The organism is Pseudomonas sp. 58 R 3 (assembly GCF_900006605.1).
GTDB lineage: Bacteria > Pseudomonadota > Gammaproteobacteria > Pseudomonadales > Pseudomonadaceae > Aquipseudomonas > Aquipseudomonas salomonii.
In genome coordinates, this window is record NZ_CVTT01000032.1 from 1 (window position 1) to 26232 (window position 26232).

A 26232-nucleotide genomic window follows, 5' to 3' on the forward strand; every position below is an offset into this window, starting at 1 on the left:
CGCCCAGGTGCCCCGGCACAGGGTGCGGGCGCAGGCACCGGCGCTCCACGTGGCGGCCAGCCACAGGGCGGTCGTCAGAATGGCCCACGCAACAGCAGCGGCGGTACCACCGGTACGCCACCTGCCAAGCGCAACGGCCCGCGCAATGGCGCACCCCGTGACGGCCAAGCCCGTCGTGAAGACTCGCGCAGCAACAACCGCCGCCCGGCCCGTGACGACCAGCCACGCTTGTCGGAACCCGCCGTGCAGAACCCGCGCGGTGGCCCGGCGCCGAAAATCATCCACAAGGAGTCGAAAGCGGATCGCTTCCCGACACCTGAGCAGCTGGATCAACTGCCAGGCCGCCCTCGTGGTGAAAAACCTGCGTTGCTGACCCGCAACCGCTGAGTTTTAGACGCAAACAAAAACGCCCCGATTAGTCGGGGCGTTTTTGCATCCAGGCAGAAGCTTATTGATCAGCCACTTCACCGGCCTTATGAAAAAGTTTGGCGAAGATCATCCAGCGACCCTCAACTTTCATCAGGTTCAAGTAATCAACCATCACGTTATTGAACAAGCGCAAACGCACTTTGACGATGGCCATTTCCGGCGACATCACGTCGATCATCAATACCTCATCCAGCTGCGGAAAACCGCCTTCCTGTGGCGACTTACGGCCTTGAACCATGGCCCGGTATTCATCGAACGGCCGCACGACCACGGCCGAGTTCTGTGCGCTGTATAACACGCAGCCACGATGAAAGACTTGATCGAATGTATTCAAGTCCTGCGTTTGCAGCACACTAAAGTAATCGTTCAGAAACGCTTGAATCTCATCAATCATGGTTCACAACTCCCGACAGTTTCAGCACGGTGTTATTTGAATAAATAACTTGTCGCCATTATCGGTAGCCCGCTCATTTCACGTATAGCGGCTATTATTAGGCTTTTCTGTGAAAGGAATTCACACATTGAAACTGCCACCACTCGCCGCGCTGCGGGCCTTCGAGGCCTTGGCCCGATTGGGCAAAGTGAACCTGGCCGCCCTCGAACTGCACGTGACCCACAGTGCCGTCAGCCATCAGATTCGCGCACTTGAGGAGTACCTGGGCCTCGCGTTGGTCATGCGCAACAAGCGCACGCTGATGCTGACGGATGAAGGCCGCGTGTATGCCTACCAGATCCGGCAGGGGCTGGGCGAGATCGCCGGGATCACCGAAAAACTCATGGCTAAAACCCGGCACCCACAGCTGACCGCTTCGGTGCTGCCTTCCTACGCCATGCATTGGTTGTTGCCGCGCCTGCATGATTTCAGGGCGGCTCACCCCGAGCTGCACTTGCGGCTGGAGTCGAGCATGGAGTTCGCCAGCTTCGAGCAAGGCCCGCTCGATTGCGCGATTCGCTTCGGCCATGGCCAGTGGCCGGATGTGCATTGCGAAACGTTGATGGGCGACTCATTGCTGGTGGTCGCCGCGCGCGGCTTCAACCACGGCGTGCTGCCGGACACGGCGCAAGCCGTCCTTGAGCAGCCATTGCTGCATGCCAGTGAGAGTTGGCCGATCTGGCTGGGCGCTGCCGGTATCGAAGGGCAACGTCCGCAAGCGCCGCTGGAGTTCACCGATTCCACATTGATGCTCGAAGCCGTACGGCTGGGGCACGGCGTCGCGCTGACCCGCCGCTCCATTGCCCACGCGCTGATTCAACGGGGGGAACTGGTCCGGCTCACCGACATTGAACCGGCACACACTTCACGCTACTACCTGGTCTGGCCCGCCGGCAGCAAACCTTCGGCGCAACTGACGTTGTTGCATAACTGGCTCAAGGACCAAGTGAAGACGTATCAAGAAAGCCTTTAAACACGGCACAGCAAAACGCCGACCCTGAGGTCGGCGCTTGGCGTTTGAAGCAGCGAAATAATTACTTCGCTTTCACACCTTCAAAAGTCACGTACAGCTCAACAGTGTTGGACGCTGGGCCCAGGTCCATCTGCTTGCCGAAGTCCTGACGGTTGAAGCTGGTGGTGCCTTCAAAGCCGGCACGGTAGCCGCCCCATGGATCCTTGCCTTCGCCCAGGAACGTGGCCTTGACCACGATCGGCTTGGTCACACCGTGAAAGGTCAGGTCGCCGGTCACGTCGGCAGTGACTTGGCCCGCAGCATTTTTACCGGTGGTTTTGACACTGGTGGAGACGAACTTGGCATCGGCAAACTTGCCAACGTCCAGGAAGTCTTTGCTGGCGATGTGCTTGTCACGTTCGGCGTGGTTGGTGAATACGCTGGCGGTACGGACGTTGAACTCGATTTTGCTGTCTTCAGGCTTGGCGGCGTCAAAGCTGAACTTGCCGTCCAGGTCCTTGAACGTACCGGTGATGAAGCTGTAGCCCAGGTGGCTGATCTTGAAGTCAACGAAGGCGTGCTGGCCTTCCTTGTCGACAACATAGTCAGCGGCCATCGCCGAACCTGCGGACAGCAGAGCAGTACCGATTGCCAGAGCGGCGAGAGTCTTTTTCAACATGCTTTCTATTCCTTGTGAGTCGAGGTTGAACATCAGGCTTTGCGTCCCAGCATTCGCGTCAGGGTCGCATCACGATCGATAAAGTGGTGTTTAAACGCAGCTACGCCATGCAAACCGGCGAAGACCACCAACACCCAGGCGAGGTACAAATGCACCACACCGGCGGTGTCTGCCTGGTCCGGTAGCCCGGAAACCACGGCAGGAATCTCAAACAGGCCAAACACCGGGATACCGACACCATCTGCGGTGGAAATCAGGTAACCGGCGATCATCACGGCAAACAGCCCGAGATACAGGAACGCGTGGCCGAACGCAGCCCCAATACGCGTCATTCGGCTGTAGCTGGCCAATGGTGGTGGCGGCGGGCTGACAATGCGCCAGACGATACGCACCAGCATGATGGCGAACAGCGTAATGCCAATGCTCTTGTGCAGGTCGGGCGCGTCTTTGCGCCACGCACTGTAGTAGTCGAGGCCGACCATCCACAGGCCCAGCGCGAACAAACCGAACACCACCAGGGCTACGCCCCAGTGCAAAACAATGCTGACCCAACCATAACGGGCCGATGAATTACGTAGCTGCATGTCCCAAATCCCGTAAGAGCTGTGCCCAAGACTAGCGATTTACCTATCGAATTAAAGCGGAAAATTTCGCTTTGAAATATCGAGAAATACGATCAAGAGAGTATGCACAGTACGTTAACAATGGATTAAGGACTATTCCCAAGAAACGTGACAGATCGTCCTGCGTTTACTGCCAATTCATCCGTAATGGGTTGTGACGCCGCCTGGCATTGCATAGGCTTGCGCGATTGTTTCGCCTGCGCCGGGCGCAGGGCCGCTTCGAGGAGATAACCGATGGGCTTGAATAACCAGTGGATGCAACGCGACCTCGCGGTGCTGTGGCATCCCTGCACCCAGATGAAAGACCACCAGCAACTGCCGCTGATCCCGATCAAGCGCGGCGAAGGCGTATGGCTGGAAGACTTCGAAGGCAAGCGCTACCTCGATGCCGTCAGTTCCTGGTGGGTGAATGTGTTCGGCCACGCCAACCCGCGCATCAACCGGCGCATCAAGGACCAGGTGGATCAGCTGGAGCACGTGATTCTCGCCGGTTTCAGCCACCAGCCGGTGATCGAGTTGTCGGAGCGCCTGGTGGCGATGACGCCCGAGGGCCTGACGCGCTGCTTCTACGCCGACAACGGCTCGTCGTGCATCGAAGTCGCGCTGAAGATGAGCTTTCACTACTGGCTCAACCGTGGCCTGCCGAACAAGAAGCGCTTCGTCACCCTGACCAACAGCTACCACGGCGAAACCATTGCCGCGATGTCGGTGGGCGATGTGCCGTTGTTTACCGAAACCTATAAAGCCTTGCTGCTGGACACCATCAAGGTGCCGAGCCCGGATTGCTACCTGCGCCCCGAGGGCATGAGCTGGGAGGAGCATTCGCGCACCATGTTCCTGGCCATGGAGCAAACCCTGGCCGAAAACCACGCCAGCGTCGCCGCCGTGATCGTCGAGCCGCTGATCCAGGGCGCCGGCGGCATGCGCATGTACCACCCGGTGTACCTCAAGCTGTTGCGCGAAGCCTGCGACAAATATGGCGTGCACCTGATCCACGACGAAATCGCCGTAGGCTTCGGCCGCACCGGCAGCATGTTCGCCTGTGAGCAAGCCGGCATCCGCCCGGACTTCCTGTGCTTGTCCAAGGCCCTCACCGGCGGCTACCTGCCGCTGGCCGCTGTGGTCACCACCGACGATGTGTACGACGCGTTCTACGACGACTACCCGACCTTGCGCGCCTTCCTGCATTCCCACAGCTACACCGGCAACCCGCTGGCGTGCGCGGCAGCCTTGGCGACCCTGGATATTTTCGAAGAAGACAACGTCATCGAGAACAACAAGGCCCTGGCCCAGCGCATGACCACCGCCACCGCGCACCTGGTGGACCACCCGCACGTGTCGGAAGTACGCCAGACCGGCATGGTGCTGGCCATCGAGATGGTCCAGGACAAAGCCACCAAAACCGCCTACCCGTGGCAGGAACGCCGTGGCTTGAAGGTGTTCGAGCATGCACTGGAACGCGGCGCGCTGTTGCGGCCGTTGGGCAGCGTGGTGTATTTCCTGCCGCCGTATGTGATTACGCCGGAGCAGATCGACTTTTTGGCTGAAGTGGCCAGTGAAGGCATCGATATCGCCACCAACAGCAACGTCAGTGTTGCCGTGCCGAAGGACTTCCACCCAGGCTTTCGCGATCCGGGTTAATTGAGTTCACTCAACTGACCGGGTGCCGGGTCTACCGCTATCGCGGGCAAGCCCGGCTCCCACAGGTTTTGTATGATCGTTCCCACGCTCAGCGTGGGAATGCAGCCCTGGACGCTCCGCGTCCGCTCTGCACACCACTTCCAGAGAACAGAAATGAGACTGTCCCGCTTTTTCACCGACACCCCGCTCAGCATCGGCGAGCATGAATTGCCCGAAGCCCAGGCGCACTACATCAGCCGCGTATTGCGCATGGGCGAAGGTGATGCCGTGCAATTGTTCGACGGCTCCGGCCAGGAGTTTCGCGGCGCCTTGCTGGAGGTCGGTAAAAAACGCGTCACCGTGCAACTCACCGAAAGCTTTGCGGGCCAGGCCGAATCACCGCTGCACATCCACCTCGGCCAAGGCCTGTCCCGGGGCGAGCGCATGGATTGGGCGATTCAGAAAGCCACCGAATTGGGTGTGAATGAAATCACGCCGATCTTCAGCGACCGCTGCGAAGTGCGCTTGAAGGATGAACGCGCCGACAAACGCCTGTTGCATTGGCGCCAAGTGGCGATCAGCGCCTGCGAGCAATGCGGGCGCTCGACGGTGCCGGTGATTCACCCGCCGCTGTTGCTGGCCGACTGGTTGAAGCAAGCCGAGGCGGATTTGAAGCTGGTGCTGCACCCGGTGGCCGAGCCGATGGTCAGCCACGCCAAGCCATCAAGCCTGGCGTTCCTGATCGGGCCGGAAGGCGGGTTGACCGACCCTGAAGTACAAGCGGCCCAAGGCGCCGGCTTCCACGCCGCCCGCCTCGGCCCGCGGGTGCTGCGCACCGAGACGGCACCCGTGGTGGCATTGGCCGTGGCCCAGCAACTCTGGGGCGACTTCTAACCCGCGCCCGATCGTTCCCACGCTCTGCGTGGGAATGCCTCCTGTGACGCTCTGCGTCACGACCTCAAAACGGACGCAGAGCGTCCAAGGCGGCATTCCCACGCGGAGCGTGGGAACGATCATTGCGTCTATCATTCCACCGGGTCACTCACCGGCCTGGCAATAATCGCCTTCAACTCGCTGGTCATCGGGAACTCCAGGTTCAGGCCCTTGGGCGGAATCGGCTGTTCAAACCAGCGCTGATAAATCCCGTTGATCTCCCCGGAGCGGTACAGGTCGGCGAGCGTTTCGTTGACCACGGCGAGAAACTGCGGGTCGTCCTTGCGCAGCATGCAGCTGTAGATCTCCCGCGACTGTTCCTTGCCCACGACGACCCAATGGTGCGGGTCACGGGCCTTGGCCCGCTCGCCGTAGAGCAGCGCATCATCCATGTAGAACGCCACTGCGCGGCCGGTCTCGAGCATTTTGAACGCTTCGCCATGGTCCTTGGCGCTGATCACAAACATATTGGCCTTGTGGTCAGCGTTGTAGCTCTTGAGAAAGCGTTCATTGGTGGTGCCGGCCGTGGTCACCACGTTCTTGCCCGCGAGGTCTTCAAAACCCTGGATGCCGCTGTCTTTGGCGGTCAGCAGTTGGCCCTTCACATAGATAAACCCGTAGGAAAACGCCACCTGCTTCTGCCGCTCGGCGGTCACACCGGTGGAGCCGCATTCCAGGTCGACGGTGCCGTTTTGCACCAGCGGAATACGGGTCTGAGAGGTCACCAGGTTGTACTTCACATTGAGTTTGGCCACCCCGATTTTCTGCTGGATGCGCTCAACGATCTTGTTCGCCAACTCCACCGAATAGCCCATGGGCGTACCGCTGCTATCGCCCACATAGGAAAACGGCACCGAGGCATCGCGATACCCCAAGGTGATCGACTTGGCATTCGCGATCTTGCTCAAGGTGCCGTCCAGCGGGGCTTGATTGGCCTGAACCTGTGCGCCAAACAACAGCCCCAGGGTGCAGCCGGTCAACAGGATTTTTTTCATTGTTATTCTCCGTTGGTCTTTTGGTTATTTACGTACAGCAATCACGCTGATTTCCACCAGCACCGTCGGGCGCGCCAGTTCGGCCTGCAAGGTGGTGCGTGTCGGCGCCATGCCCGGCGACAACCACGCGGACCACACTTCATTCATGGGTGCAAAACCGCTGCCGATGTCTTTGAGGTAAATCGTGGCGTTGAGTACGTGATCCTTGTCGCTGCCTGCTTGCGCCAGCAATGCGTCGATCCTGGCCAGTACTTCGCGGGTTTGCGTGGCCACATCCTGGCCGTCGCCCGGCACCTGGCCCGAGAGGAACACCAGGTCCTTGAAGGTGACGGCGCCAGAGAGGCGCTCGTTGCTGCTGATTCGAGTGATGGTCATGGCTGTATCCTTAAGCGGCGCGGGGCGTGAGGCCCTGCATATCGATGGAAGGCGCGTGTTCACTGATCAGTTCGGCCAGCAATTGGCCGCTGCCGCAGGCCAGGGTGAAGCCCAGGGCGCCGTGGCCCAGGTTCAGCCACAGGTTGCGATAGGCGCTGGCGCCGATCAGCGGCACGCCGGTGGGTGTTGCCGGGCGCATGCCGGCCCATTCGACGGCGTGGGTGTAATCGCCGGCCGTTGGGAATGTCTCCATGGCCTGGCGCTTCATCAGCGCCAGGCGCTTGGGCTCAAGGCCTGCATCAAAGCCGACGATATCCACCATGGCCGCCACCCGCAGTTGCTCGCCGATGCGCGCATACACGATCTTGCGGTCATAGTCGGTGACACTCACGTTCGGCGCCTGGTGATGCGCGCCAATCGGCACGTTCAGGCTGTAACCCTTGAGCGGATACAGGGGCAATGACAACCCAGGCACACCCAATTGCGCGCTGCGATGCCCGGCCGCCAGCACCAGTTGATCCACCGCCATCACCTCGTCACCCAGCTCGATGGCCTGCACCGCGCCGTCGGCGTGGCGAATACGGGTGACCTTGCGGCCCAGCAAAAACCTGCAGCGCCCCGAGGCTTCGAGCCGGGCCGCCAGCCGTTGGCAGAAGGCGTGACAGTCAGCCACCTCCTCGTTCGGCGTGTAGATGCCACCAAGAAAGTCGGCGCCCATTAACGCTGGCTCCAAGTGCGCACAATCGGCCATGGACATCACCTGCTGCTGCACGCTATGGGTGACCTTGCTGCGCGCATGCTCAAAGGACGCGGCGTTACGAAACGTCACCAGTTTGCCGTTGCGCCGCCAATCGAAGCCCTCCAGGCGATCGCATTCGCGCCATTGCTCCAGCGTGGCCTGGCTCAAGGACGCCAGGCGCAGCAGGTGCGCAGCATTGCGTTTGTTCACCGAGCCACGGCAGGCGCCGATAAAGGCCGCCATCCAGCGCCATTGCTGCGGGTCGAGGCGTGGGCGCAGCTTCAGCGGCGAATCACCGCGCAGCAACCAGCCGATGGCTTGCAGCGGCACACCTTTGTCGGCCAACGGCGCGACATAACGGTAGGAGAGCTGCCCGCCGTTGGCGAAACTGGTCTCGCTGCCCAGGCTGTCCCGCGCTTCGATCACTGTCACTTCATGGCCTGCACGCACCAGGGCGTAGGCACTCGCCAAGCCGATAACGCCACCACCGATGATGCAAACCTGCTTGGCCATTGCTGCCACCCGCTGTTGAATTGACTGGCCCCAAGCCTAGGGCCAGGTGACAGGCCGCCGACAATGAATAAAGATGGGTCACCTATAAACAAAGGTTATGGACTTGCCATGCGCCTGCGTCATATCGAAATCTTCCAGGCGATCCGCCAGACCGGCTCCGTCAGCGCCGCCGCGCAGCTGTTGCACGTCTCGCAACCGGCGGTGACCAAGGTGCTGCAGCACGCCGAGTTGCAGTTGGGCTTTCCGTTGTTTCTGCGGGTGCGCGGCAAACTGCAGCCCACACCGGAAGCCCTGGCGCTGGAAAGCGAAGTCGAAAAAGTCACCGAAAGCCTGCAAGGCGTGCGGCGCCTGGCCAAGAGCCTGCGCCGCAAGCCGGGCCAAAGTGTGCGTATTGGTGCGATTCCAGCCCTGGCCCTGTCGTTGCTGCCGCCGGCCATTCTGGAATGGAAGCGCGACTACCCGGACATTGCCTGTGAACTGTCCAGCGACCATAGCCGCGAGCTGGTGCAGAAGCTGTTGATGCGTGAGATTGACCTGGCGCTGACGCTCAACTTCTCCGGCCATCCGGGGCTGACCACCCAGGTGCTGGCCAACGGCGTGTTGGTGGCGCTGGCGTCCAAGGGTTATTGGTCGGATGCCGAGCTGAGCAAGCCACTGCCCTTGGCTGACCTGGCGGGTGCGCCACTGGTAGGCTTGTCCAGTGCCGACCCGTTGGCCGCCAAGCTCGACAGCTACCTGGAAAACGTCGACCCACCGCCACGGGTGAGCATTGCCGTACAGACCTATTCCCTGGCCCGGGCGATGGTGGAGTCAGGTGCCGGGTTGACGGTGATCGACCCGTTTACCGCCCTCGGCGCGTCGACCGCGACCACCTGCATTCGCCCGCTGACGCCGCCATTGCCGATCACCCTGTACGCCCTGACGCGCGCTGATGAGCCGCCGCCGCATATGTTGGCGAACTTGCTGCAGATCTTCGGCAAGCGCGCCCGCGAATTGCTCGAACGCCTCTAAAAACACCACCTATCCAATGTGGGAGCTGGCTCCCAAAAAAAGCCAGCGTCCACAGGTCACAGCACGTAATGCATGATCGCCACAAAGTGCAGCAAACTGCCGCCGATCACAAACAAATGCCAGATCCCGTGGGAATGGCGCAGGCGATCCTCCAGGGCAAAAAAGATGATGCCGACGGTGTACAACACCCCGCCCGACGCCAGCCAGATAAACCCCGCTGTGCCCAGCGCGGCAATCAATGGCTTGACCGCCACCAGCACAATCCAGCCCATCACCGCATAGATCACAATCGACAGAATCCGCGCCTCAGACCTTGGTTTGATCTCCTGCAAAATGCCGATCACCGCCAGCCCCCACACGATTCCAAACAGCGTCCAACCCCACGGCCCGCGCAGCGTCACCAGGCAAAAGGGTGTGTAGCTGCCCGCAATCAGCAGGTAGATCGAAAAGTGATCAACCTTCTGCATGATCTCTTTTCGCCGCCCCTGCACGCTGTGGTACACGGTGGACGCGCTGTACAGCACCAGCAGGGTAAAACCATAAATCGCCACACTGACGATCTTCCAGGGGCTGCCGTCCAGGCTCGCCACCACCAACATCCACACTGCGCCGACAAAAGCGGCAACCGCCCCGGCCAAGTGGCTCCAGGCGTTGAATCGTTCCCCGTGATACATGTGTCACTCACCTCGAATAACCGTTACCACATGGTTGTGCCAGAACCATTCTGACGCTACCGGCACTGTTGCAGGTAACACGCATGTCTTCATTTGCCCAAACACACACGCCGATAGCTCATTCACGTCATCCTGTGGGAGCTGGCTTGCCTGCTCCCACATACGGCAATCTCCATGGCCCGGCCCCAATATCGCCATCTGCATGGCTCGCCAGGTGCGGTTGTGACCGTGCGCGGGCTGTACCTGTTCCCTTCGGTACACCCGCCTGGTGCTGGGCCTGTGCAGCGCATGGCTGGGAGTGAACGGGTTTTAGGGGCACAATCGACGGCATTCGAACCCGAGCCACGGCCATGCTGATCGACGAAGAATTCACCCTCAAGAAACTGGAAATCTTCCTGGCGTTCATGCGCACCGGCAACCTCGCCCGCGCCGCTGCCGAGTTGCAAACCAGCAACGTCAGCGTGCACCGTGCTATTCACTCGCTGGAAAATGCGCTGCGCTGCCCGTTGTTCAAGCACGAAGGGCGCAACCTCACCCCGCTGGAAAGCGCCTACGTGCTGGAAGAACGCGCCCAAAAGCTGGTGGCCGACGTGGTCGACAGCGTGCGCCTGACCCGCGAAGCCGCCGGCTTCTCCGCCGAGCGTTTCAAGCTGGGCTCGCTGTATTCGCTGACGGTCAAAACCGTGCCGCAACTGATCATGGGCCTGAAAATCAGGCGCAGCGAACTCAATATCGACCTGATTCTGGGCTCCAACTTCGACCTGCTCTACAAGCTCAAGAACATGGAGGTGGACGCGATCCTGATCTCCCTCGACGACCACGCCAACGACCCCGACTGCGAACAGATTGCGCTGTTTTCCGACGACATCTTCCTCGCCACACCGGCCGATTCACCCTTCGACCGCGAGCAGCAGATCGACCTGGCGGATGTGCGCGACGCGACCTTCATCACCCTCACCCAAGGCTTCGCCACCCATCAGGACGGCAACCGGGTGTTCAAGCAGGCGGGGTTCGAGCCGAAGGTGGCGATGCAGGTGAACGACATTTTCACGCTGCTGAGCATGGTCAGCTCGGGTGTGGGTTATGCGTTGCTGCCAGGGCGGATCGCGGCGGTGTATGAGAACCGCGTGAAGCTCATACCGCTGCAGCCGCGGTATCGGTTGCAGCAGCATATTGGCGTGGTGTTCTTGAAGGCCAAGGAGCGTGATCCGAACTTGCTGGCGTTGCTGGCGGAGTGTCGGATGTATGCCAATCGCCAAACCTGACACCGATCGTTCCCACGCTCTGCGTGGGAATGCCTCATGTGACGCTCCGCGTCACGCCTTTAAGAGCAGACGCGGAGCGTCCAGGGCTGCATTCCCACGCGGAGCGTGGGAACGATCATTAATGAGGCCGGCTCAGGTCAGCCCACCAACCCGCGCATCAGCAAAAACAGCAACGACGGCCCCAGCAGACAGCCCAGCGCCGTATAAAACGCCGCCGTCAGGCAACCATATGGCACCAGCTTCGGATCAGTCGCCGCCAAGCCACCGGCCACACCGCTGGACGTGCCCATCAGCCCGCCGAAGATCACCGCACTGCGTGGGTTATTCAGCCCGATCAACGGCGCTACAAACGGCGTCATCACCATCACCAGAATGGCCTTGATCAACCCGGCGGCAATCGACAGCGCCATAACCTCGGAGCTGGCACCAATCGCCGCGCCCGTCACCGGGCCAACGATGTAGGTTACGGCGCCCGCACCAATGGTGGTGAGGCTCACGGCATCGGTATAACCAAACGCCATCGCCACTCCGACGCCAGCCACGAACGATGAACCCACGCCGACAAACAGCGCCAGCACGCCCACATAACCGGCGCGTTTAAGTTCATCCACACTCACGCCAAACGCCGTGGCAACAATGGCAAAGTCCCGCAGCATGGCGCCGCCCAGCAAGCCGATGCCCGACAGCAGCGGTATATCCACAACCCCCTTGGCGCCGCCGGTAAATGCGCCGCCCACATACGACAGCACCAGCCCGAGCAAAATGGCGATGGCCGAACCGTGCAGACGGCCTTTGGTGAAGGTGTCGGAGATCCAGTAGGACACCCACATGGTCAGGCCGATTACGGCAAAACCACTGATCAGGCCGTAGCCGGTGATCACTTTCATCATGGATTCGTACATGGCGATCACCCGGCTTCTTTAGTGGGAACAGCCGCAACTGGCTCACGGTTGCCGATGCGTACCAGCACCGGCACCAGGGCAAAGCCCAGCACCACCGCGAGCGTGCCGGCCAGTATTGCCATAGGCCCGCCCTTGATCGCGCCGTACACATTTTGTTGGGCCGCCATCGCTACCACAATCGGGATATATACCGCCGCCCAGAAGCTCACGCCCTGCTCCGACTTGCCGGTAAACAGCCCACGTTTGCTGAGGTAACTGCCCAGGCCGATCAACAGCAACATGGCGATACCCACCCCGCCGACGTTGGCCGGGATACCCATCCATTTGCCCAGCAATTCACCGATAAACAGGCCGGTCAACGTACACAGCGCCAGAAACGCCACACCGTAAATAATCATGGTTGTTGTCCTCAAAGTGCTTCATCGAAATTGTTGTTTTTGTGCTTCGAAAGCCTTGGGTGCTGCTTTATCGGTGGCGGCGCTCCTCCTCTTGCAGCAGGGCCTGCAAGGTGTCCAGGCGTGCGCCTTCATAGGCGATTACGCTGCCTTGCTCGAAGACACGCCGGGACAGGCCGGTGAGTACCGCGCCAGGCGGCAGTTCGATTTGCAGGCGCACGCCGCGCTCGTAGGCGCTTTGCACGGTGCCGCGCCAGTCGACGATGCGGCACATGTTGAAAGCCAGGTCGTCGCGCAGTTGCTCGGGGTTGTGGATAGGTCGCGCGCGGGTGCTGCTCAGGTAGGTGATGCGTGGCGCCTTGAGCGTTACAAACGCCTGCGCCAATGCCTCGGCGGGTTCGTTCAGCAGCATGCAATGGGATGGCACGCTCACGGCCAGGCGTTTGGCCACGCCGTTGCCTTTGATGCGTTGTGCCACACGCTGCATGGCTTCGTCACTGCCGGCGATGACGGTCTGGTTGTCGGCGTTGATATTGGCCAGGTACACCGGGGTTTGCGGGCTGTGGATTTCGGCCAGCAGCGTTTCGACTGTGGATAACTGCGGGCCGATGATCGCGGTCATGCCAAAGCCTTGTGGATAAGCGTTTTGCATCAGTTCGCCGCGCAGGCTCACCAGCTTTACCGCATCGGCAAACTCCAGCGCACCGGCGATGACGGCTGCCGGGTAGGCGCCGATGGACAGGCCCGCCACGTAATCGGGCGTGTGTTGCAATTGGCGGGCATGAGCCACGCCGGTGATCAACAGGCAGAGTTGCACCGCACGCGTACTGGCCAGGGCTTGGGCCGAATCGAGCAGGCTTGCGTCTTCGCCCAGTGCATCACTGGCCTCTTCCAGGACGTGGGCAGGCAATGCTTGCAGCATGCCCGCGCGCTGGGCGCCCTGCCCTGGAAATACCAGAAGGCTGCTCATGCCACGGCCTGCCAGGGGTCGAGTACAAGGTGCGCGCCGTGGGTGGTTTTAAGCAGCACCCGGCGTGATTCACCTGCCCACTCGCGCAAAGCGACAGCACCGAATGGGGTTTGCAATTGCAGGTCGACGGCGCATTCGGCCGCGTCCAACAACGCCAGCAGAGTGCGTGCAGCGATGCGCTCAAGTGGCTCGGGCGTGCACAGCATCAAATCCAGATCGCTTTGGGCATGCAGTGCTTCAATGCCGCTGGCCAGCTCGAAACCCGCACTGCCGGTGACGCCCCAGTCTTGTTGCACCAACACCGGGCGCAGTTGATCCAGTGCGCGCAGTGCCGGCAAATCCCGTGACGAGATCACACTGCGCAAGTCTTGCGGCTTCACACGTCGTTGCACCGCCAAAAGGGGCATCACCGCCGCAAACCGCTGTTCACGCAAGCGCCCGCGCACACCGACGGCCACGTAACCCGGCTCGGCCATGGCGCGACGCACCACCACCGGGTGACCGGCGCTGATCGCGTCGTGTACCCAGGCTGGCGCGTCAACAGGCAGATGCGCCGGGGTCATGCCCCAGAGCAAGTCGTGGGCGTTCACCATTGCTCCCGCAGCAGTTGGCGTACATGGCTGGAAGCTGCACGATTGCTCGCACCGAGGCGCCCTTTCAGATCCGGGCTGTGGATATCTTCAATGGCGTGCAACAGGCAATCGCTGACCCGTGTTACGTCGTCCGCCGTGGGCTGTTCAATCCGGCTGACCGACAGGGTTTCCCAAAGCAAACCGAGGCTGGCGTAGCTGTCGATGTCATAGGCCATGGGCGGCACGCTGGCGGCCAAGGCTTCGAGTTCTTCAACACTGCGCAAGGTCACCCGCGCCGCCGAGGCTTTGCCCATGGCGTGCACCATCACGCCAGGGTCACGCAGGGCGATCATGCGGTTGGCCTGATAGCCGTGGGCGAGAAACGCACCGGACATGGCTTTGCCCACCAGCAGCGCAATCACCGGGTGCCCGGCCAAGCGCGCGCGGGCATAGCTGTCGGCGGCCGCAGCCAGTGCTTGATGGATGCCGAGGGCTTCTTCGCGACGGCCATAAGCCTGGCTCGGCACATCGACGATCGCGATGATCGGGCGTTTGTCGCCCTTCTCGATGGCGTCGTCGACAGCCTTGGCAAGGCCCCAACCCTCCAGTAAACCGACTTCACCGTTGCGTGCACGCGGGAAACGATTTTGTGGGTCGGTGACCACGGCAATAAAACGCACGGCCTGCTCACCCACTACGCCGTCTGCAACCTTCAATGAGTCGGGCAACCCTTCGACAGGCGTTGCACCGGCGCTCAATGCGTTGAACCACTGCAAGCCTCTCATGGGCGATCTCCTTGATACAGGTCGCGCACCGTCGCGGGGTCTATTTGCGGCGTTGCGTCCAGCTCGGTAAGGCGCGCCAGGTAGAAGTCGATCTGACGGCTGCGCTGTTGCTCGGGCAAACCCTGTTGCAGCAAAGCGCTGACGGTCTGTTGGATCTGCGCCACATCGTCGGCCACATAACGGTCGGCCAGGCCGCTGTTGAAGCGTTGCTCGCCGCCGGTAAGGCTCCAGATAAACGGCCGGTCGCGGGAGTCGTACTCTTCCAGGCCCGCTTCCTGCTCGATCACTTGCGGGCCATTCAAGCCCAGGCGTGCTTCACGGGTGACCACCAGATAACTGCACAACCCGGCGGCGATGGACATGCCACCAAAACAACCGACGCTGCCCGCCACCACGCCGATCACCGGCTGGTACTGGCGCAGGTCGACAATCGCCGCATGGATATCGGCAATCGCCGCCAGCCCAAGGTTGGCTTCCTGCAAGCGCACACCGCCGGTTTCCAGCAGCAGCACGGCACGGGTCGGAACACCGTTGCGGTTGTCTTCAGCCGCCAGTTCGAGGGCACCGGCGATTTTTGCGCCGCCCACTTCACCGAGGCTGCCGCCCTGGAAATTGCCTTCAATGGCAGCAATCACCACCGGCAACCCGGCGATGCTGCCCTTGGCGATCACCACGCCGTCATCCGCTTGCGGCACCACGCCTTGACGGCTGAGCCACGGCGACATCACGCGTTGGAACGGGTCGATCAGTTCGCGGTAAGTGCCGCTGTCCAGCAGCGCCTTGGCCCGCTGCCGGGCGCCGAGTTCGACGAAGCTGTGCTTGTTGAGTAAATCAGTCATGGCCGATCTCCTCGAAACCCTGTTCCAGGCGCAAACGCACCACGCCGGGGGTGGCGCCGAAGTCGTGGATATCAATCTTCAAGGCCGGCGGCGTGTGTTCCTGGAAGATCCGTTCGAACAGGTGCTGCCAGCGTTGCTCGGCGCCATTCACGGAGGTCTGCACTTGAATGGTCAGTGTGCCGGGCGTGCCCGGCTCCAGCAGCACTTCCAGGTCGCCGGAGCCGACACAACCCACCAGCGCACGGCCTTTGGGCGGCTGCCCGGCGGGGAATTCAAAGGATAAGGTTTCCATCACAACGCTCCGTCGAGGCGGTCGATAAACAGGCAGGCGGCCAACAGGTCGGCGGCGCCGCCAGGCGAGGCATTCAGGGCCAGGAGTTGCTGGTCGAGGTCGTGCAATTGGCGGCGCCCGGCGAGGCTTGCGCTGCCGCCTGCATCCAGCACCGCCTGGGCGCCGCGCTGCATGGCGAACAAGCCTTCGGTGCCGGCGCGGTAGAGCACGCAGGTGTCGGCAAGGTCGGTCATGATGGCGAGCAAGGCGTCCAGGCGCGCATTCTGTTCACCGGCGTTTTGCCGGCGGCTTTTGTGCAGTTGCGGCAGGCCGCGTTGCACCACGGCAGGGAAGCCCAATTGCGCTTCCTCACGGGCGCCGCGTGCGCCGTAGCGCTGCGCGACTTGGGCGCCATGGCTCAGCGGTTGCGGGGCGAAACGGTCGTTGAGCAAGGCCAGTCTGGCAGCCGTGAGCGTGACGGCGCGTGGTTGCAGAGCCGCTGCGGCAGTGAGCAAACCGAGTGCCCAGATTGCCCCGCGATGGGTATTCACGCCGTTGGTGGTGGCGAGCATGGCTTGCTCACCTTCGCGACCGATGCGCCCGAGGGCTTCGCGCAAGGGCAAGCCGACCTCTCCAAACTCAAGCGCCGCTTCGGCCATTTCCTTGAACATCGGCCACAACGACAACGCGGAGGCGTGCATCAGGCCCAGGTGCAAATCGCTGTGGGCGCCATTGCCGCGACGGTCTACCAATGCGGGTTTGGGCGACAGGTCAGCCTCATCAATCAAGGCATCCACGGCCATATCCGCCAGGCGATCAGCGAGGCTCAATTCATGCAGTTTGAGGGCGCGCATTCACCAGCTCCTGAACTTGGCAGGCGGGTTGTACAGGCCACCGGACCAGTCCACCAGGTCGGCCACGCTCTTGGCGGCGAGCAGCTCGCGGGTGGCGTCGGTGCGGCGGATGCCGAGGTCTTCGGGCAAGGCGATCAAACCTTCGCGGCGCATGCGCGCGGTGTCCTTGGGGTTGTGGCGCAGGCCGATGGCGGTAACGCCTGCAACCGCGGCGATCATCGCCTGGCGCTCTTCCAGCGAGCGCGCCTTATACAGATAGGCGATGCCTTCTTCGGTAAGCAGGTGAGTAACGTCGTCACCGTAGATCATGATCGGCGCCAGCGGCATGCCGCTTTTGCGCGCCACTTCCACGGCGTCGAGGGTTTCGACGAAGGTGGGTTTGCCGCCTTCCTGGAAGGTCTCGACCATTTGCACCACGAGCTTTTTGCCGCGCTCAAGCAAGGCTTCCGGCGCGTCGTCGTGGCGCATATCGAGCCAGGCCGGCGTACCGTGGCGGCGGCCGCGTGGGTCGTGGCCCATGTTCGGCGCGCCGCCGAAACCGGCGAGACGGCCACGGGTCACGGTGCTGGAATGGCCGTCGCCGTCCACTTGCAGGGTGGCGCCGATAAACAGGTCCACCGCGTATTGGCCGGCCAGTTGGCAGAACATCCGGTTAGAACGCATAGAGCCGTCGCGGCCGGTAAAGAACACATCCGGGCGGGCGGCGATGTAATTCTCCATGCCCAGTTCGGTGCCGAAGCAATGCACGCTTTCCACCCAGCCGCTTTCAATCGCGGGGATCAACGTTGGGTGCGGGTTGAGGGTCCAGTTGCGGCAGATTTTGCCCTTCAGGCCCAGGGATTCGCCGTAGGTCGGCAGGATCAACTCAATGGCCGCAGTGTTGAAGCCAATGCCGTGGTTGAGCGACTGCACATTGTGTTTTTCGTAGATGCCACGGATCGCCATCATCGCCATCAGCACGTGCACCGGCTTGATATGACGCGGGTCGCGGGTAAACAGCGGTTCGATGTAGAACGGTTTGTCGGCCACCACCACAAAATCCACCCAGCTGGCCGGGATGTCGACGCGGGGCAAGTCCGTGACGTCATCCACCAACTGGTTGACCTGCACGATGACGATGCCGTCGCTGAACGCAGCGGGCTCGATCAGTGCCGGCGTGTCTTCGGTGCTGGCGCCGGTGTAGATATTACCGGCGCGGTCGGCCATGAAACCGGCCGAAAGCACCACGTTGGGGATCAAGTCCACCACCAGCCGTGCGTAGAGTTCGATGTAGGTGTGGATCGCGCCGATTTCCAGCAGGCCGTCTTCGAGCAACTGGCTGATGCGCAGGGATTGGGTGCCGGCAAACGAGAAATCCAGTTTGCGCGCGATGCCTTTTTCAAACAGGTCCAGGTGCTCGGAACGGCCGACACTGGGCATGATCATGTGCAAATCGTGGAGCTTGGCCGGGTCGGCCTTGGCCAGGGAGCGCGAGAGAAAATCGGCCTGCTTTTGGTTATTGCCTTCCAGCACCACACGGTCGCCGGGCAGGATCAGTGCTTCCAGCGCCTCGACGATTTTGTCACTGGGCAACACCGCCCCGTCTGCGTATTTTTTGACCAGCCCGAGCCGCCGCTGCTTCTCGTCGCGCCGCCGCGTCCAGCGCGAATCGGGGGTGATGGTTGTTGTCATGGTCGCTCCACGGGGTTTGCTGTCGTGGGCTGTACCTTAGGAGTGAATGTGGGGGGCATCAATCAAGCCCGGCGGTGGATCGTTACGGTTGGAGTAACGGACCATCAGCTGATGCTCGATTCGAGCCAAATTAAACTCAAAATGTGGGAGCGGGTTTGCTCGCGAATGCAGGGTGTCAGGCGGTACATCTCTAACTGACCCACCGCATTCGCGAGCAAGCCCGCTCCCACATGTGTTCGGTGGTGCTAGTTAGATAGCGGTCCCTTTTCGGGAACGTTTAGGCAGGGCTGACTTGTTCCAGTGCTCTATCGACCAACAGCTGGCTCAGCTCTGCCATTTGCTGAATCGCCAACATGCTTGCGCGTTGGGCGGGGTCCAGGTCGAAGGCCAGGTTGGAGGTCAGTGCGTTGAGGGAGCACAGGGTTTCGCTGGCGTTGGCCAGTAGAGCTTCGGTGTTTTGGTGGGGGTTTACGGTGAAGAGGGGCGGATTAGGGGTAGGTTTAACCATGATTTACAGCTCCGATATGTGATGGAGGCTGCCCTCTTCCGCTTGCACGCGAATAAAGGTGGCAGCTGTGCGCAGGTGTGCAAGACCGGGCATATCGGACCCCGGCAGACCCCGAGGGATCTCCCGCGCACAGCCGCCATAACAACTACAGCGAGCATAAAAAACGCCCGTTGAATGGCTATGGGCGTTGGTGCGCCGATATGTAACCGGACTTGCACGTCCGTGTCACCGTTTTTCGATGACGGGACGAAGACTAGCCGCCATGACTACCCACAACAAGTTCATGCACAGCTCGAAATCTTGCAGGAAAATTCCGAAGGCTGGACACAACGCTCACGGCAAAAACGCTTCCTGTGGCGAGCGGGCTTTCGATCGTTCCCACGCTCCGCGTGGGAATGCCGCCTGGGACGCTCCGCGTCCCGCCAGGCAGTGCAAGGCTCAAGACCAGCGCAGGGGTGACGCGGAGCGTCACGGGATGCATTCCCACGCGGAGCGTGGGAACGATCATCGCCGTCAGGCCAGGCCAGATTCGACCAACAACGCCTCCAACCCCATCAAGTCCGACACCTTCGCCACGTGCTCGCCCACCTGCACTGCCGCAAGTTCCAGCGGGCACAGTGGCACGTCGATCGTTCCCACGCTCCGCGTGGGAATGCCGCCTGGGACGCTCCGCGTCCCGCCAGGCAGTGCAAGGCTCAAGACCAGCGCAAGGGTGATGCGGAGCGTCACGGGATGCATGCCCACGCGGAGCGTGGGAACGATCATCGCCGTCAGGCCAGGCCGGACTCGACCAACAGCGCTTCAAGCCCCATCAAATCCGGCACTTTCGCCACGTGCTCGCCCACCTGCACCGCCGCCAGTTCCAGCGGGCACAGTGGCACGTCTACGTAGCTCAATTCGCTGTCGAGCTTGTACGAGCGGGGAATGCCCTGGATCACCAGCGCAATAAACTTCAACGTCGGCCGCCCGCCCAGTGCGTTCAGCACCACGATGCGCGAGCGCTCGGCGGTCAGGATCGCTTCGCCGCACACCGCTTCGAAGCTGATCAGGGGTATTTGCCGGTCGCGCCAGGTCACTTGCCGCAAGTACCACGGCGGCGCATCGCTGGCCGGTTCGCCGCGCTGGAAGTCGATCAGCTCGGCCACGGCCACATTGGGCAACACCAGATGCCGGTCGGCCAGGGGCAACAACAGGCCGGTGAGTTGGCTGGTGCGGTGGTCAAGCATGGGACTTGCTCCAGTAGGCGATGCTCTCCAGCAGCACCGACTCCTGGTACGGCTTGCCGAGGTAGTCGTTGACGCCGATGGCCATGGCGCGGTCGCGGTGTTTTTGCCCGGTGCGCGAGGTGATCATGATGATCGGCAGGCGCATCAGGCGCGGGTCATTGCGCACCTGGATCGCCACTTCGAAGCCGTCCATGCGCGGCATTTCGATGTCGAGCAGCATCAGGTCCGGGGTGTGTTCTTCGAGCAAGGCGATAGCGTCGATGCCGTCTTTGGCGGTGAGCACGTTCATGCCGTTGCGTTCCAGCAGGCGGCTGGTGACTTTGCGCACGGTGACCGAATCGTCCACCACCAGCACCAGCAGCGGGCGTTTTTTCAGTGGGTCGTTGAGGACCAGCGGCGCATCGACCGCCTGGGCCGGCAACGCTGGTTGGCGTGCACGGATGTGCGCGAGCAAATCGATGATCAGCACCACGCGGCCATCACCCAGGATGGTCGCACCGGACAAGCCCTGCACGCCCGCAAACTGCGGCCCCAGGCCCTTCACCACTATCTCCCGCGTACCGACCATGGCATCCACATGCACCGCCACGCGCCGTTCGTTGTATTGCACCAGCAGCATCGGCACCGGCTGGTATTGGCCGAGCAATTTGGGGCGGCTGACGGTATGCAGCAGGTCGCCAAGGTAGAACAATTCGTAACGCTGGCCGCCATATTCATAACGCGGCGGGTCTTGCTGATAGTGCCCGGCCAACTCGTGGGGCAGCACACGCACCAGGCCTTCGATGGTGTTGAGCGGGATCGCATATTGATCGTCCGCGCACTGCACCATCAGCGCCCGGTTGACCGACACGGTAAACGGCAGGCGAATACGAAAGTGCACGCCCGCTCCGGGCGTGGAGTCAATCACCATCGAGCCGCCAAGCTGGCGCACTTCTTCGTGCACCACGTCCATGCCCACGCCGCGCCCGGAAATCTGAGTGATTTTCTCCGCCGTCGAGAAGCCCGGTTGCAGGATGAACTGCAACACGTCACGGTCGCTGATCTCTTGATGGGGGCCGAGCAGGCCGCGCTTGATCGCCTTGCGCCGCACCGCGTCCAGCGGCACGCCGGCGCCGTCGTCACGCATGTCGAACACGATATCGCCGCCTTCGTGGGTCAGGTCCAGGGTGATACGACCCTTTTCCGGTTTGCCCGCCAGCACACGTGCTTCGCGGGACTCAAGGCCATGGTCGACGGCGTTGCGCAGCATGTGTTCCAGCGGCGCGGCCATACGTTCCAGCACGTTGCGGTCCATCTCGCCTTCGGCATTGCCGACCACGAACTCCACGTCCTTGCCCAACTCCTGCGCCACCTGCCGCACGATGCGCTTGAGGCGCGGCAGCATACGTTCAAACGGCACCATGCGCGTGCGCATCAGACCTTCTTGCAACTCGGTGTTGATACGCGCCTGTTGCTGCAACAGGTTGTGCGCATCCTGGTTGCGGCAGTCGAGGGTTTCCTTGAGGTCCAGCAGGTCGGAAGCGGACTCGGACAACGCACGGGACAATTGCTGCAACTGCGAATGGCGGTCCATTTCCAGCGGGTCGAATTCTTCATAACCCAGGCGCTCAGCCTCGGCCTGCTGACGGCTGAGGATACGGCCCTGGGTTTCGCTGTCGAGGCGGCGCAGTTGGTCGCGCATGCGCTCAATGGTGGTTTCGACCTCGTTGAGGGCCGTGCGCGCATCATTGACCTGCTGCTCGATGCGCCCCCGGAAGATCGAGGTTTCGCCGGCCAGGTTGACCAGATCGTCGAGCAAATCGGCGGAGATTTTCACCATGTCCGCAGCCGGGTCGACCGCCGCTTCGGCCTTGCCGGCGGGCAGTGCAACCGGCGCCAGCGGCTCATCACTCGGGTGCACCAGGCTTTTGATCCGCTCGATCAGCTTGTCCACCGAGCCCACCGGCAAACCGTCCGCCACGGCATCGATCATCTGCGCCAAGCGGTCGTGGCAACCTTGCAGCAGCGAAAACAGTTCCGGCGACGGCGCCAGCAAACCGGCCGACAACCCTTCGTAGAGAAATTCCAGCTCATGGGCCAGGTCGCCAATCGGCCCGATTTCGACCATGCGCGCGCCGCCCTTGAGGGTGTGCAGGTCGCGCAGCAGGGTTTCCACTTCCTGGCGATTGTTCGGCTCGGCTTGCCAACGCACCAGCGCGCTGCCGGAGCTGTCGAGAATATCGGCGGCTTCTTCGAGGAAAATTTCCAGCAACTCGGGGTCGGCGGTCGCTACTTCGGATGCTGCGACGGGGGCCGCTGGCGTGCTGCTGTGGCGCAACTCGCGCAGTTGCGCGATCAAGTCGCTGGAGTCGCTCAGGGGTTGTTGGTCTTGCAGTTGATCGAGCTGCAAGGCCAGCCGCTCGTGACTGGCCATCAACACGTGGGACAACTCGGTGGAGTAGCTGTAACGGCGGTCCACCAAACCTTCGTAAAGGCCTTCCAGCTCATGGGCCAGGTCGCCAATCGGGCCGATTTCGGCCATGCGCGCGCCACCCTTGAGGGTGTGCAAGTCTCGCTGCAATGAAGACAACGGCGCGGCGCTGTCGGGCTCCAGCAGCCAGCGCTTGAGCGACTGCCCGGCGCTGTCGAGGATGTCCACGGCTTCTTCGAGGAAGATCTCGACGATCTCATCGTCCATCGCCGTGTCCTGGCTCAACTGCGCCGTGGCCGCACCCAATTCAGCGATGCTGAAGGTACGGCTGCCGTCGCTTTTGATCAGGCCGGTGGCCGACGGGTCGAGGGCTCCATCGAGCAATTCGCGCAGGGCCTGCACCCGCGCCGGCGCCGGGCTGATTTCCTGCCCCGCCGCCAACTGGTCGAGCATGTTGATCAGTGCGTCATGGGCCTGTTCAGCCTCGTGGAAAAACCGCTCGCTGACCGCCAGGCTGCTTTCCTCCACCGCGCCGTAGAGGTCAAGCAAGGCTTCGCAGAGTTCGTCGATGCTGTGCAGGTCGGCGATATGCGCGCCCTCGCCCAAGGTGGTCAACTCGTCCAGCAGTGCGGTGAGTTCCTGACGTTCGCCGGGGTGCTGCTGCCAGCGGCGCAACAGGCTTTCGGCGTCGAGCAGGATATCCATGCCTTGGGCCAGGAAATTGGCGATCAACTGCGGGTCGCGTTTGATGCGCAGGCCCGTGCTCGGCGCGTCGAGCAAGGCTTGCAGTTGTTGGTCAAGCAGGCGTTGGGTGCGGCTGATCAGGTCCGGCGCACCTTTGATCGGCACCAGCGGGTCGCTGTCCAGTTGACGCAGGCCGCGCTGGAACAGGCCTTCGGCTTCCAGCAGCAGTTCCACTTCGTCCAGGTCCAGCGGCAGGCGGTGGGCCTTGTACTCACGGGTCAGGTGATCCAGCGGCCGCGCCAGTTCGGCAATCGGCAATACGCCGGCCATGTAGGCACTGCCTTTGAGGGTGTGCAGGGCGCGTTGCAGCTCATCGCTGACTTGCAGCGGCACATGCTCGGCGGCCTGTTGCAGGAAGTGGTTGATGCTCTCCAGGTGGCTCTGGGCTTCGTTGCGGAAGATCTCCAGCAGCATCGGGTCGTGGGGCTCGGCCTTTGCACTGCCACTGGTCTCTGTTGCACTGCCACTGGCGAGGGCATGGGCACGGGCGGCCAGGGCGTCGACTTCATCGCGCTGGTGTTGGTCGTCGGTGGCGAAGTCGGCGATCAATTCGGGCAGCAGGGCCACCGCTTCATCCAGCACGTGTTGCACGTCGGGGTCGAGGGCCACGCTGCGTTCGAGCACGCGATTGAGCAGGTTTTCCACGGCCCAGGCCAGCTCGGCCAGCACCAGCGCGCGGACCATGCGGCCACTGCCTTTGAGCGTATGAAAGGCCCGTCGCATTTCGCCCTGGGCGGTTTTGTCGGCGCTGTTGGGCAGGTGGCGGTGCAGCACGTCGAGGACTTCGTCGGTCTCTTCAAGGAAGACTTCGCGCAGCTCATCGTCGATGGGTTCTTCATCGGCCGGCGGCGGCAGCAAACTGCCGGGGCGATGCAGCGCCGGCGGGTTCAAGCGCGTGATCGGGCTGGCCAGGGCATCGAACTGGGACTGGCTCGGCGTGCTGTCGGCCGACAATGCACCCTCTGGCGCAACCAGCGCCTGACGCCAGGGTTTCTCGGCGGGCAGGTAACCCAGCGCGGCCAAGCCTTGGGTGGCCAGTTCCAGCACGCGTTCGCCCGCAGCGTCAGCGTCCTGGAGCATGCGTTCCAGGTAGTACTCAAGGCTGCTGATCACCTCGGCAAAATGCGCCAACTGCGCCTGGGTCGGCGGCGTGTCGTTGACCATCAACTGTTCGTCGACGTAATCGGTGCAACCCCGCATCAGGCTCGCTGCGCGTGGCAGTGGAATCATCGCCAAGGCGCCGCGCACCTGGCTGAGCAGCTCCGGCAGGGATTCCAGGCGTTGGCGGTCCCAGTCGGCTTCGATGCAGTCGATCACCAGTTCTTTGGCTTGGCGCAGGCATTGGCACGACTCGCGGATCACCAGTTGATGAATCTGCGTCAGGTCGGTGGTGGGCAGGCGGCTTTCTTCGCGGCTTTCCGGTTCGACGGTGCCGACCATGCCGGCCAGTGTGGCCTCGACATAGAGCAAGGCGCCGGCGACGTCCATCAGTACGGCGTCATTGGGTTCGCGGTGACCTTGCACCAGGCTCAGCACCACGGCGAGCTGGTCGATGATCACCTTGCGCGGCTGGCCGAAGCCCAGCACGGCCAAGGTATCGGCGATCTGCCGCAATGGCGCCAGCAGCGTATCCAGGTCGTCGGTGTGTTGGCGGTCGCTGCGCACGAATAAGTCGAGGCGCTCCTTGACCCGCACCAGCTCCTCACACAATGCGCCGAGTACCGAGCCCATGGCATTGCGGTCCGGCCCGGCCAGGCGCGCCCGCTCGGCGTCGACCACGGCACTGTCGGGCAACGCCTCATCCAGGCCATAACGCTCCTTGAGGCTTTGCATGCGCGGCGTCGGCCGGGTGACCTTGGCCACATAGAACAGCAGGCTCTTGAGCAACTCGTCCGGCGCAGGCTGATTGATACCGCCAATGCCCTGGGCCAGCAGACGCTTGAGTTGCTTGTCGCTGGCCTTGAGCAGGCTGCGCAGCGCCGGGCTGTTGGCGATCACGCCAGTGAGCATGCCTTCGACCAGCGCCGAGGTGACTTGCCACAAGGGCAACAGCGGCGCGCCCTGGCACAGCGCTTCGAGGCGCGCGAACACCCGCGCCATGTCTTCCAGGTTGCTCGGGCCATGGTCTTCGCGCAGCAGGCCGGCCAAGGCTTGTTGCAAAAGGTGGTGCCACTGGCGCAGTTGTTCGTGCAGTTCCGGCACTGCGCGCCGGGCCAGGGCTTCGTCGGGCAACGGTGCAATCGACAGCAGTTGCGGGCTGAACAGGCTGGTTTCCGACAACAGGCTTTCGCCGCGCGCACTGCGCAGGTCATTGAGCAGCGGCAACACCACCAGCGGCAGGTCGCGGCGGGCGCTGTGCACGCGGTCCAGATACAACGGCAATTGGCTGAGGGCTTGTTGCAGCAGACGGATGCTTTCATCGCGCTGGCCGACGCGCTCGGCTTGCAGGGCCAGGGTGAGTTCTTCGATCTCTTCGGCGAGCAGGGCTGCGCCGTAAAACTCCACCATCTGCAGCGCGCCATGCACTTGGTGGATGGCGGCCAGGCACTCGGCGATGGCGTCGCTGTCGTGGGTTTCGACAAACGCATCCAGCGCCGAACGGGCCTGTTTCAGGGTTTCGGCAATGTCGCCCTTGACCCATTCGAGGGCCACGTAGTCGTGCCGATCAACCATAACTGCTCCGCTTAAAATTCATGAGTTGCTGGTGTTGCCAAAAAACAATGGAAATCACCTGTGGGAGCTGGCTTGCCTGCGATGGCGGACTGTCAGTTGATACCTATGCAACTGACCCACCGCTATCGCAGGCAAGCCAGCTCCCACATTTGGACTGTGGTGTTTTCCAGA

24 protein-coding genes and 2 pseudogenes are annotated in these 26232 nt (G+C 62.1%); 6 read left to right on the forward strand and 20 right to left on the reverse strand.

The genetic code is table 11. The features are described 5' to 3' along the window. Positions 1–387: pseudogene (locus BFP92_RS04505) on the forward strand (DEAD/DEAH box helicase); the annotation flags it as partial. Between the two features lie 61 nt (positions 388–448). Here BFP92_RS04505 and BFP92_RS04510 read toward each other — a convergent pair. Next, complete coding sequence (locus tag BFP92_RS04510) at positions 449–823, reverse strand: nuclear transport factor 2 family protein (RefSeq protein WP_065912160.1); 375 nt, start codon at positions 821–823, stop codon at positions 449–451. A gap of 127 nt (positions 824–950) precedes the next feature. Between BFP92_RS04510 and BFP92_RS04515 the strand changes: the two genes are divergently transcribed. Then, entirely contained in the window at positions 951–1835 is an 885-nt protein-coding gene (locus tag BFP92_RS04515; protein ID WP_065912162.1) for a LysR substrate-binding domain-containing protein, read from the forward strand. A gap of 61 nt (positions 1836–1896) precedes the next feature. Here the strand turns inward: BFP92_RS04515 and BFP92_RS04520 are convergent, their stop codons facing one another. Beyond that, complete coding sequence (locus tag BFP92_RS04520; RefSeq protein ID WP_065912164.1) at positions 1897–2493, reverse strand: YceI family protein; 597 nt, start codon at positions 2491–2493, stop codon at positions 1897–1899. 32 nt (positions 2494–2525) lie between these two features. Beyond that, on the reverse strand, positions 2526–3077 hold the full coding sequence (locus BFP92_RS04525; protein WP_065912166.1) for a cytochrome b: 552 nt from the start codon (positions 3075–3077) through the stop codon (positions 2526–2528). Positions 3078–3350: 273 nt separating this feature from the next. On the opposite strand from BFP92_RS04525, the gene BFP92_RS04530 reads away from it, so the two are divergent. Together BFP92_RS04530 and BFP92_RS04535 are read left to right on the forward strand one after the other, a co-directional pair. After that, entirely contained in the window at positions 3351–4757 is a 1407-nt protein-coding gene (locus BFP92_RS04530) for an adenosylmethionine--8-amino-7-oxononanoate transaminase (protein ID WP_065912168.1), read from the forward strand. 153 nt (positions 4758–4910) lie between these two features. After that, positions 4911–5630 carry a 16S rRNA (uracil(1498)-N(3))-methyltransferase gene (locus BFP92_RS04535; protein ID WP_065912170.1) on the forward strand — a complete coding sequence of 240 codons (720 nt, stop codon included), beginning with the start codon at positions 4911–4913 and terminating at the stop codon, positions 5628–5630. Positions 5631–5761: 131 nt separating this feature from the next. Here BFP92_RS04535 and BFP92_RS04540 read toward each other — a convergent pair whose 3' ends face one another. Genes BFP92_RS04540 through BFP92_RS04550 form a run of 3 tightly spaced genes read right to left on the reverse strand, consistent with a single transcriptional unit; the run spans position 5762 to position 8291 of the window. Next, complete coding sequence (locus BFP92_RS04540) at positions 5762–6664, reverse strand: transporter substrate-binding domain-containing protein (protein ID WP_065912171.1); 903 nt, start codon at positions 6662–6664, stop codon at positions 5762–5764. A 24-nt stretch (positions 6665–6688) separates the two neighbouring features. Continuing rightward, positions 6689–7039: a RidA family protein gene (locus tag BFP92_RS04545; protein ID WP_017139422.1), complete on the reverse strand. Its 351-nt coding sequence runs from the start codon at positions 7037–7039 to the stop codon at positions 6689–6691. 10 nt (positions 7040–7049) lie between these two features. After that, the gene (locus BFP92_RS04550; protein WP_065912172.1) at positions 7050–8291 is read right to left on the reverse strand and encodes a D-amino acid dehydrogenase; all 1242 of its coding nucleotides are present in this window, start codon (positions 8289–8291) and stop codon (positions 7050–7052) included. Positions 8292–8399: 108 nt separating this feature from the next. On the opposite strand from BFP92_RS04550, the gene BFP92_RS04555 reads away from it, so the two are divergent. Then, the gene (locus BFP92_RS04555; RefSeq protein WP_065912174.1) at positions 8400–9302 is read left to right on the forward strand and encodes a LysR family transcriptional regulator; all 903 of its coding nucleotides are present in this window, start codon (positions 8400–8402) and stop codon (positions 9300–9302) included. Between the two features lie 56 nt (positions 9303–9358). On the opposite strand, the gene BFP92_RS04560 is transcribed toward BFP92_RS04555, so the two are convergent. Further along, complete coding sequence (locus BFP92_RS04560) at positions 9359–9976, reverse strand: PAQR family membrane homeostasis protein TrhA (RefSeq protein ID WP_017139425.1); 618 nt, start codon at positions 9974–9976, stop codon at positions 9359–9361. Positions 9977–10326: 350 nt separating this feature from the next. Between BFP92_RS04560 and BFP92_RS04565 the strand changes: the two genes are divergently transcribed. Beyond that, positions 10327–11241, forward strand: a complete 915-nt coding sequence (locus BFP92_RS04565; RefSeq protein WP_017139426.1) for a LysR family transcriptional regulator — start codon at positions 10327–10329, stop codon at positions 11239–11241. Between the two features lie 137 nt (positions 11242–11378). On the opposite strand, the gene madM is transcribed toward BFP92_RS04565, so the two are convergent. The 13 genes and pseudogenes from madM to BFP92_RS04630 all read right to left on the reverse strand — a co-directional run bounded on the left by madM (position 11379) and on the right by BFP92_RS04630 (position 26061). Further along, positions 11379–12143, reverse strand: a complete 765-nt coding sequence (madM, locus tag BFP92_RS04570) for a malonate transporter subunit MadM (RefSeq protein WP_056857769.1) — start codon at positions 12141–12143, stop codon at positions 11379–11381. 5 nt (positions 12144–12148) lie between these two features. Continuing rightward, positions 12149–12541: a malonate transporter subunit MadL gene (gene madL / locus BFP92_RS04575; RefSeq protein WP_065912176.1), complete on the reverse strand. Its 393-nt coding sequence runs from the start codon at positions 12539–12541 to the stop codon at positions 12149–12151. 67 nt (positions 12542–12608) lie between these two features. Continuing rightward, positions 12609–13508: a malonate decarboxylase subunit epsilon gene (gene mdcH, locus BFP92_RS04580; protein WP_065912177.1), complete on the reverse strand. Its 900-nt coding sequence runs from the start codon at positions 13506–13508 to the stop codon at positions 12609–12611. Continuing rightward, on the reverse strand, positions 13505–14101 hold the full coding sequence (locus tag BFP92_RS04585; protein ID WP_065912178.1) for a malonate decarboxylase holo-ACP synthase: 597 nt from the start codon (positions 14099–14101) through the stop codon (positions 13505–13507). Before BFP92_RS04585 ends, mdcH begins: the two co-directional genes overlap by 4 nt. Continuing rightward, positions 14095–14865, reverse strand: coding sequence for a biotin-independent malonate decarboxylase subunit gamma (mdcE, locus tag BFP92_RS04590; RefSeq protein ID WP_065912179.1), 771 nt, complete (start codon positions 14863–14865; stop codon positions 14095–14097). The genes BFP92_RS04585 and mdcE overlap by 7 nt, the downstream gene beginning before the upstream one ends. Further along, positions 14862–15704: a biotin-independent malonate decarboxylase subunit beta gene (locus BFP92_RS04595; protein ID WP_065912180.1), complete on the reverse strand. Its 843-nt coding sequence runs from the start codon at positions 15702–15704 to the stop codon at positions 14862–14864. Before BFP92_RS04595 ends, mdcE begins: the two co-directional genes overlap by 4 nt. Further along, positions 15697–15996: a malonate decarboxylase subunit delta gene (locus tag BFP92_RS04600; RefSeq protein ID WP_056857713.1), complete on the reverse strand. Its 300-nt coding sequence runs from the start codon at positions 15994–15996 to the stop codon at positions 15697–15699. Before BFP92_RS04600 ends, BFP92_RS04595 begins: the two co-directional genes overlap by 8 nt. Continuing rightward, the gene (locus tag BFP92_RS04605) at positions 15996–16829 is read right to left on the reverse strand and encodes a triphosphoribosyl-dephospho-CoA synthase (protein ID WP_065912181.1); all 834 of its coding nucleotides are present in this window, start codon (positions 16827–16829) and stop codon (positions 15996–15998) included. The genes BFP92_RS04600 and BFP92_RS04605 overlap by 1 nt, the downstream gene beginning before the upstream one ends. Beyond that, complete coding sequence (gene mdcA / locus BFP92_RS04610) at positions 16830–18500, reverse strand: malonate decarboxylase subunit alpha (RefSeq protein WP_065912182.1); 1671 nt, start codon at positions 18498–18500, stop codon at positions 16830–16832. Between the two features lie 277 nt (positions 18501–18777). After that, a complete protein-coding gene (locus tag BFP92_RS04615; RefSeq protein ID WP_065912186.1) occupies positions 18778–19008 on the reverse strand; it encodes a DUF6124 family protein in 231 nt (76 codons plus the stop codon). Between the two features lie 513 nt (positions 19009–19521). Further along, positions 19522–19638: pseudogene (locus tag BFP92_RS30155) on the reverse strand (chemotaxis protein CheW); the annotation flags it as partial. A 140-nt stretch (positions 19639–19778) separates the two neighbouring features. Next, on the reverse strand, positions 19779–20234 hold the full coding sequence (locus tag BFP92_RS04625) for a chemotaxis protein CheW (RefSeq protein WP_065912199.1): 456 nt from the start codon (positions 20232–20234) through the stop codon (positions 19779–19781). Further along, a complete protein-coding gene (locus tag BFP92_RS04630) occupies positions 20227–26061 on the reverse strand; it encodes an Hpt domain-containing protein (RefSeq protein ID WP_065912200.1) in 5835 nt (1944 codons plus the stop codon). Before BFP92_RS04630 ends, BFP92_RS04625 begins: the two co-directional genes overlap by 8 nt. Positions 26062–26232 lie beyond the last annotated feature (171 nt).

Bases quoted from the DNA above. Each gene is read 5' to 3' on its own strand.
- mdcE (WP_065912179.1), bottom strand. From the start codon at position 14,865: ATGAGAGGCTTGCAGTGGTTCAACGCATTGAGCGCCGGTGCAACGCCT.
- BFP92_RS04565 (WP_017139426.1), top strand. From the start codon at position 10,327: ATGCTGATCGACGAAGAATTCACCCTCAAGAAACTGGAAATCTTCCTG.
- BFP92_RS04540 (WP_065912171.1), bottom strand. From the start codon at position 6,664: ATGAAAAAAATCCTGTTGACCGGCTGCACCCTGGGGCTGTTGTTTGGC.
- BFP92_RS04560 (WP_017139425.1), bottom strand. From the start codon at position 9,976: ATGTATCACGGGGAACGATTCAACGCCTGGAGCCACTTGGCCGGGGCG.
- BFP92_RS04625 (WP_065912199.1), bottom strand. From the start codon at position 20,234: ATGCTTGACCACCGCACCAGCCAACTCACCGGCCTGTTGTTGCCCCTG.
- BFP92_RS04530 (WP_065912168.1), top strand. From the start codon at position 3,351: ATGGGCTTGAATAACCAGTGGATGCAACGCGACCTCGCGGTGCTGTGG.
- BFP92_RS04545 (WP_017139422.1), bottom strand. From the start codon at position 7,039: ATGACCATCACTCGAATCAGCAGCAACGAGCGCCTCTCTGGCGCCGTC.
- BFP92_RS04555 (WP_065912174.1), top strand. From the start codon at position 8,400: ATGCGCCTGCGTCATATCGAAATCTTCCAGGCGATCCGCCAGACCGGC.
- mdcH (WP_065912177.1), bottom strand. From the start codon at position 13,508: ATGAGCAGCCTTCTGGTATTTCCAGGGCAGGGCGCCCAGCGCGCGGGC.
- BFP92_RS04630 (WP_065912200.1), bottom strand. From the start codon at position 26,061: ATGGTTGATCGGCACGACTACGTGGCCCTCGAATGGGTCAAGGGCGAC.
- madM (WP_056857769.1), bottom strand. From the start codon at position 12,143: ATGTACGAATCCATGATGAAAGTGATCACCGGCTACGGCCTGATCAGT.
- BFP92_RS04525 (WP_065912166.1), bottom strand. From the start codon at position 3,077: ATGCAGCTACGTAATTCATCGGCCCGTTATGGTTGGGTCAGCATTGTT.
- BFP92_RS04520 (WP_065912164.1), bottom strand. From the start codon at position 2,493: ATGTTGAAAAAGACTCTCGCCGCTCTGGCAATCGGTACTGCTCTGCTG.
- BFP92_RS04510 (WP_065912160.1), bottom strand. From the start codon at position 823: ATGATTGATGAGATTCAAGCGTTTCTGAACGATTACTTTAGTGTGCTG.
- mdcA (WP_065912182.1), bottom strand. From the start codon at position 18,500: ATGACAACAACCATCACCCCCGATTCGCGCTGGACGCGGCGGCGCGAC.
- BFP92_RS04585 (WP_065912178.1), bottom strand. From the start codon at position 14,101: ATGGTGAACGCCCACGACTTGCTCTGGGGCATGACCCCGGCGCATCTG.
- BFP92_RS04550 (WP_065912172.1), bottom strand. From the start codon at position 8,291: ATGGCCAAGCAGGTTTGCATCATCGGTGGTGGCGTTATCGGCTTGGCG.
- BFP92_RS04535 (WP_065912170.1), top strand. From the start codon at position 4,911: ATGAGACTGTCCCGCTTTTTCACCGACACCCCGCTCAGCATCGGCGAG.
- madL (WP_065912176.1), bottom strand. From the start codon at position 12,541: ATGATTATTTACGGTGTGGCGTTTCTGGCGCTGTGTACGTTGACCGGC.
- BFP92_RS04605 (WP_065912181.1), bottom strand. From the start codon at position 16,829: ATGCGCGCCCTCAAACTGCATGAATTGAGCCTCGCTGATCGCCTGGCG.
- BFP92_RS04595 (WP_065912180.1), bottom strand. From the start codon at position 15,704: ATGACTGATTTACTCAACAAGCACAGCTTCGTCGAACTCGGCGCCCGG.
- BFP92_RS04600 (WP_056857713.1), bottom strand. From the start codon at position 15,996: ATGGAAACCTTATCCTTTGAATTCCCCGCCGGGCAGCCGCCCAAAGGC.
- BFP92_RS04615 (WP_065912186.1), bottom strand. From the start codon at position 19,008: ATGGTTAAACCTACCCCTAATCCGCCCCTCTTCACCGTAAACCCCCAC.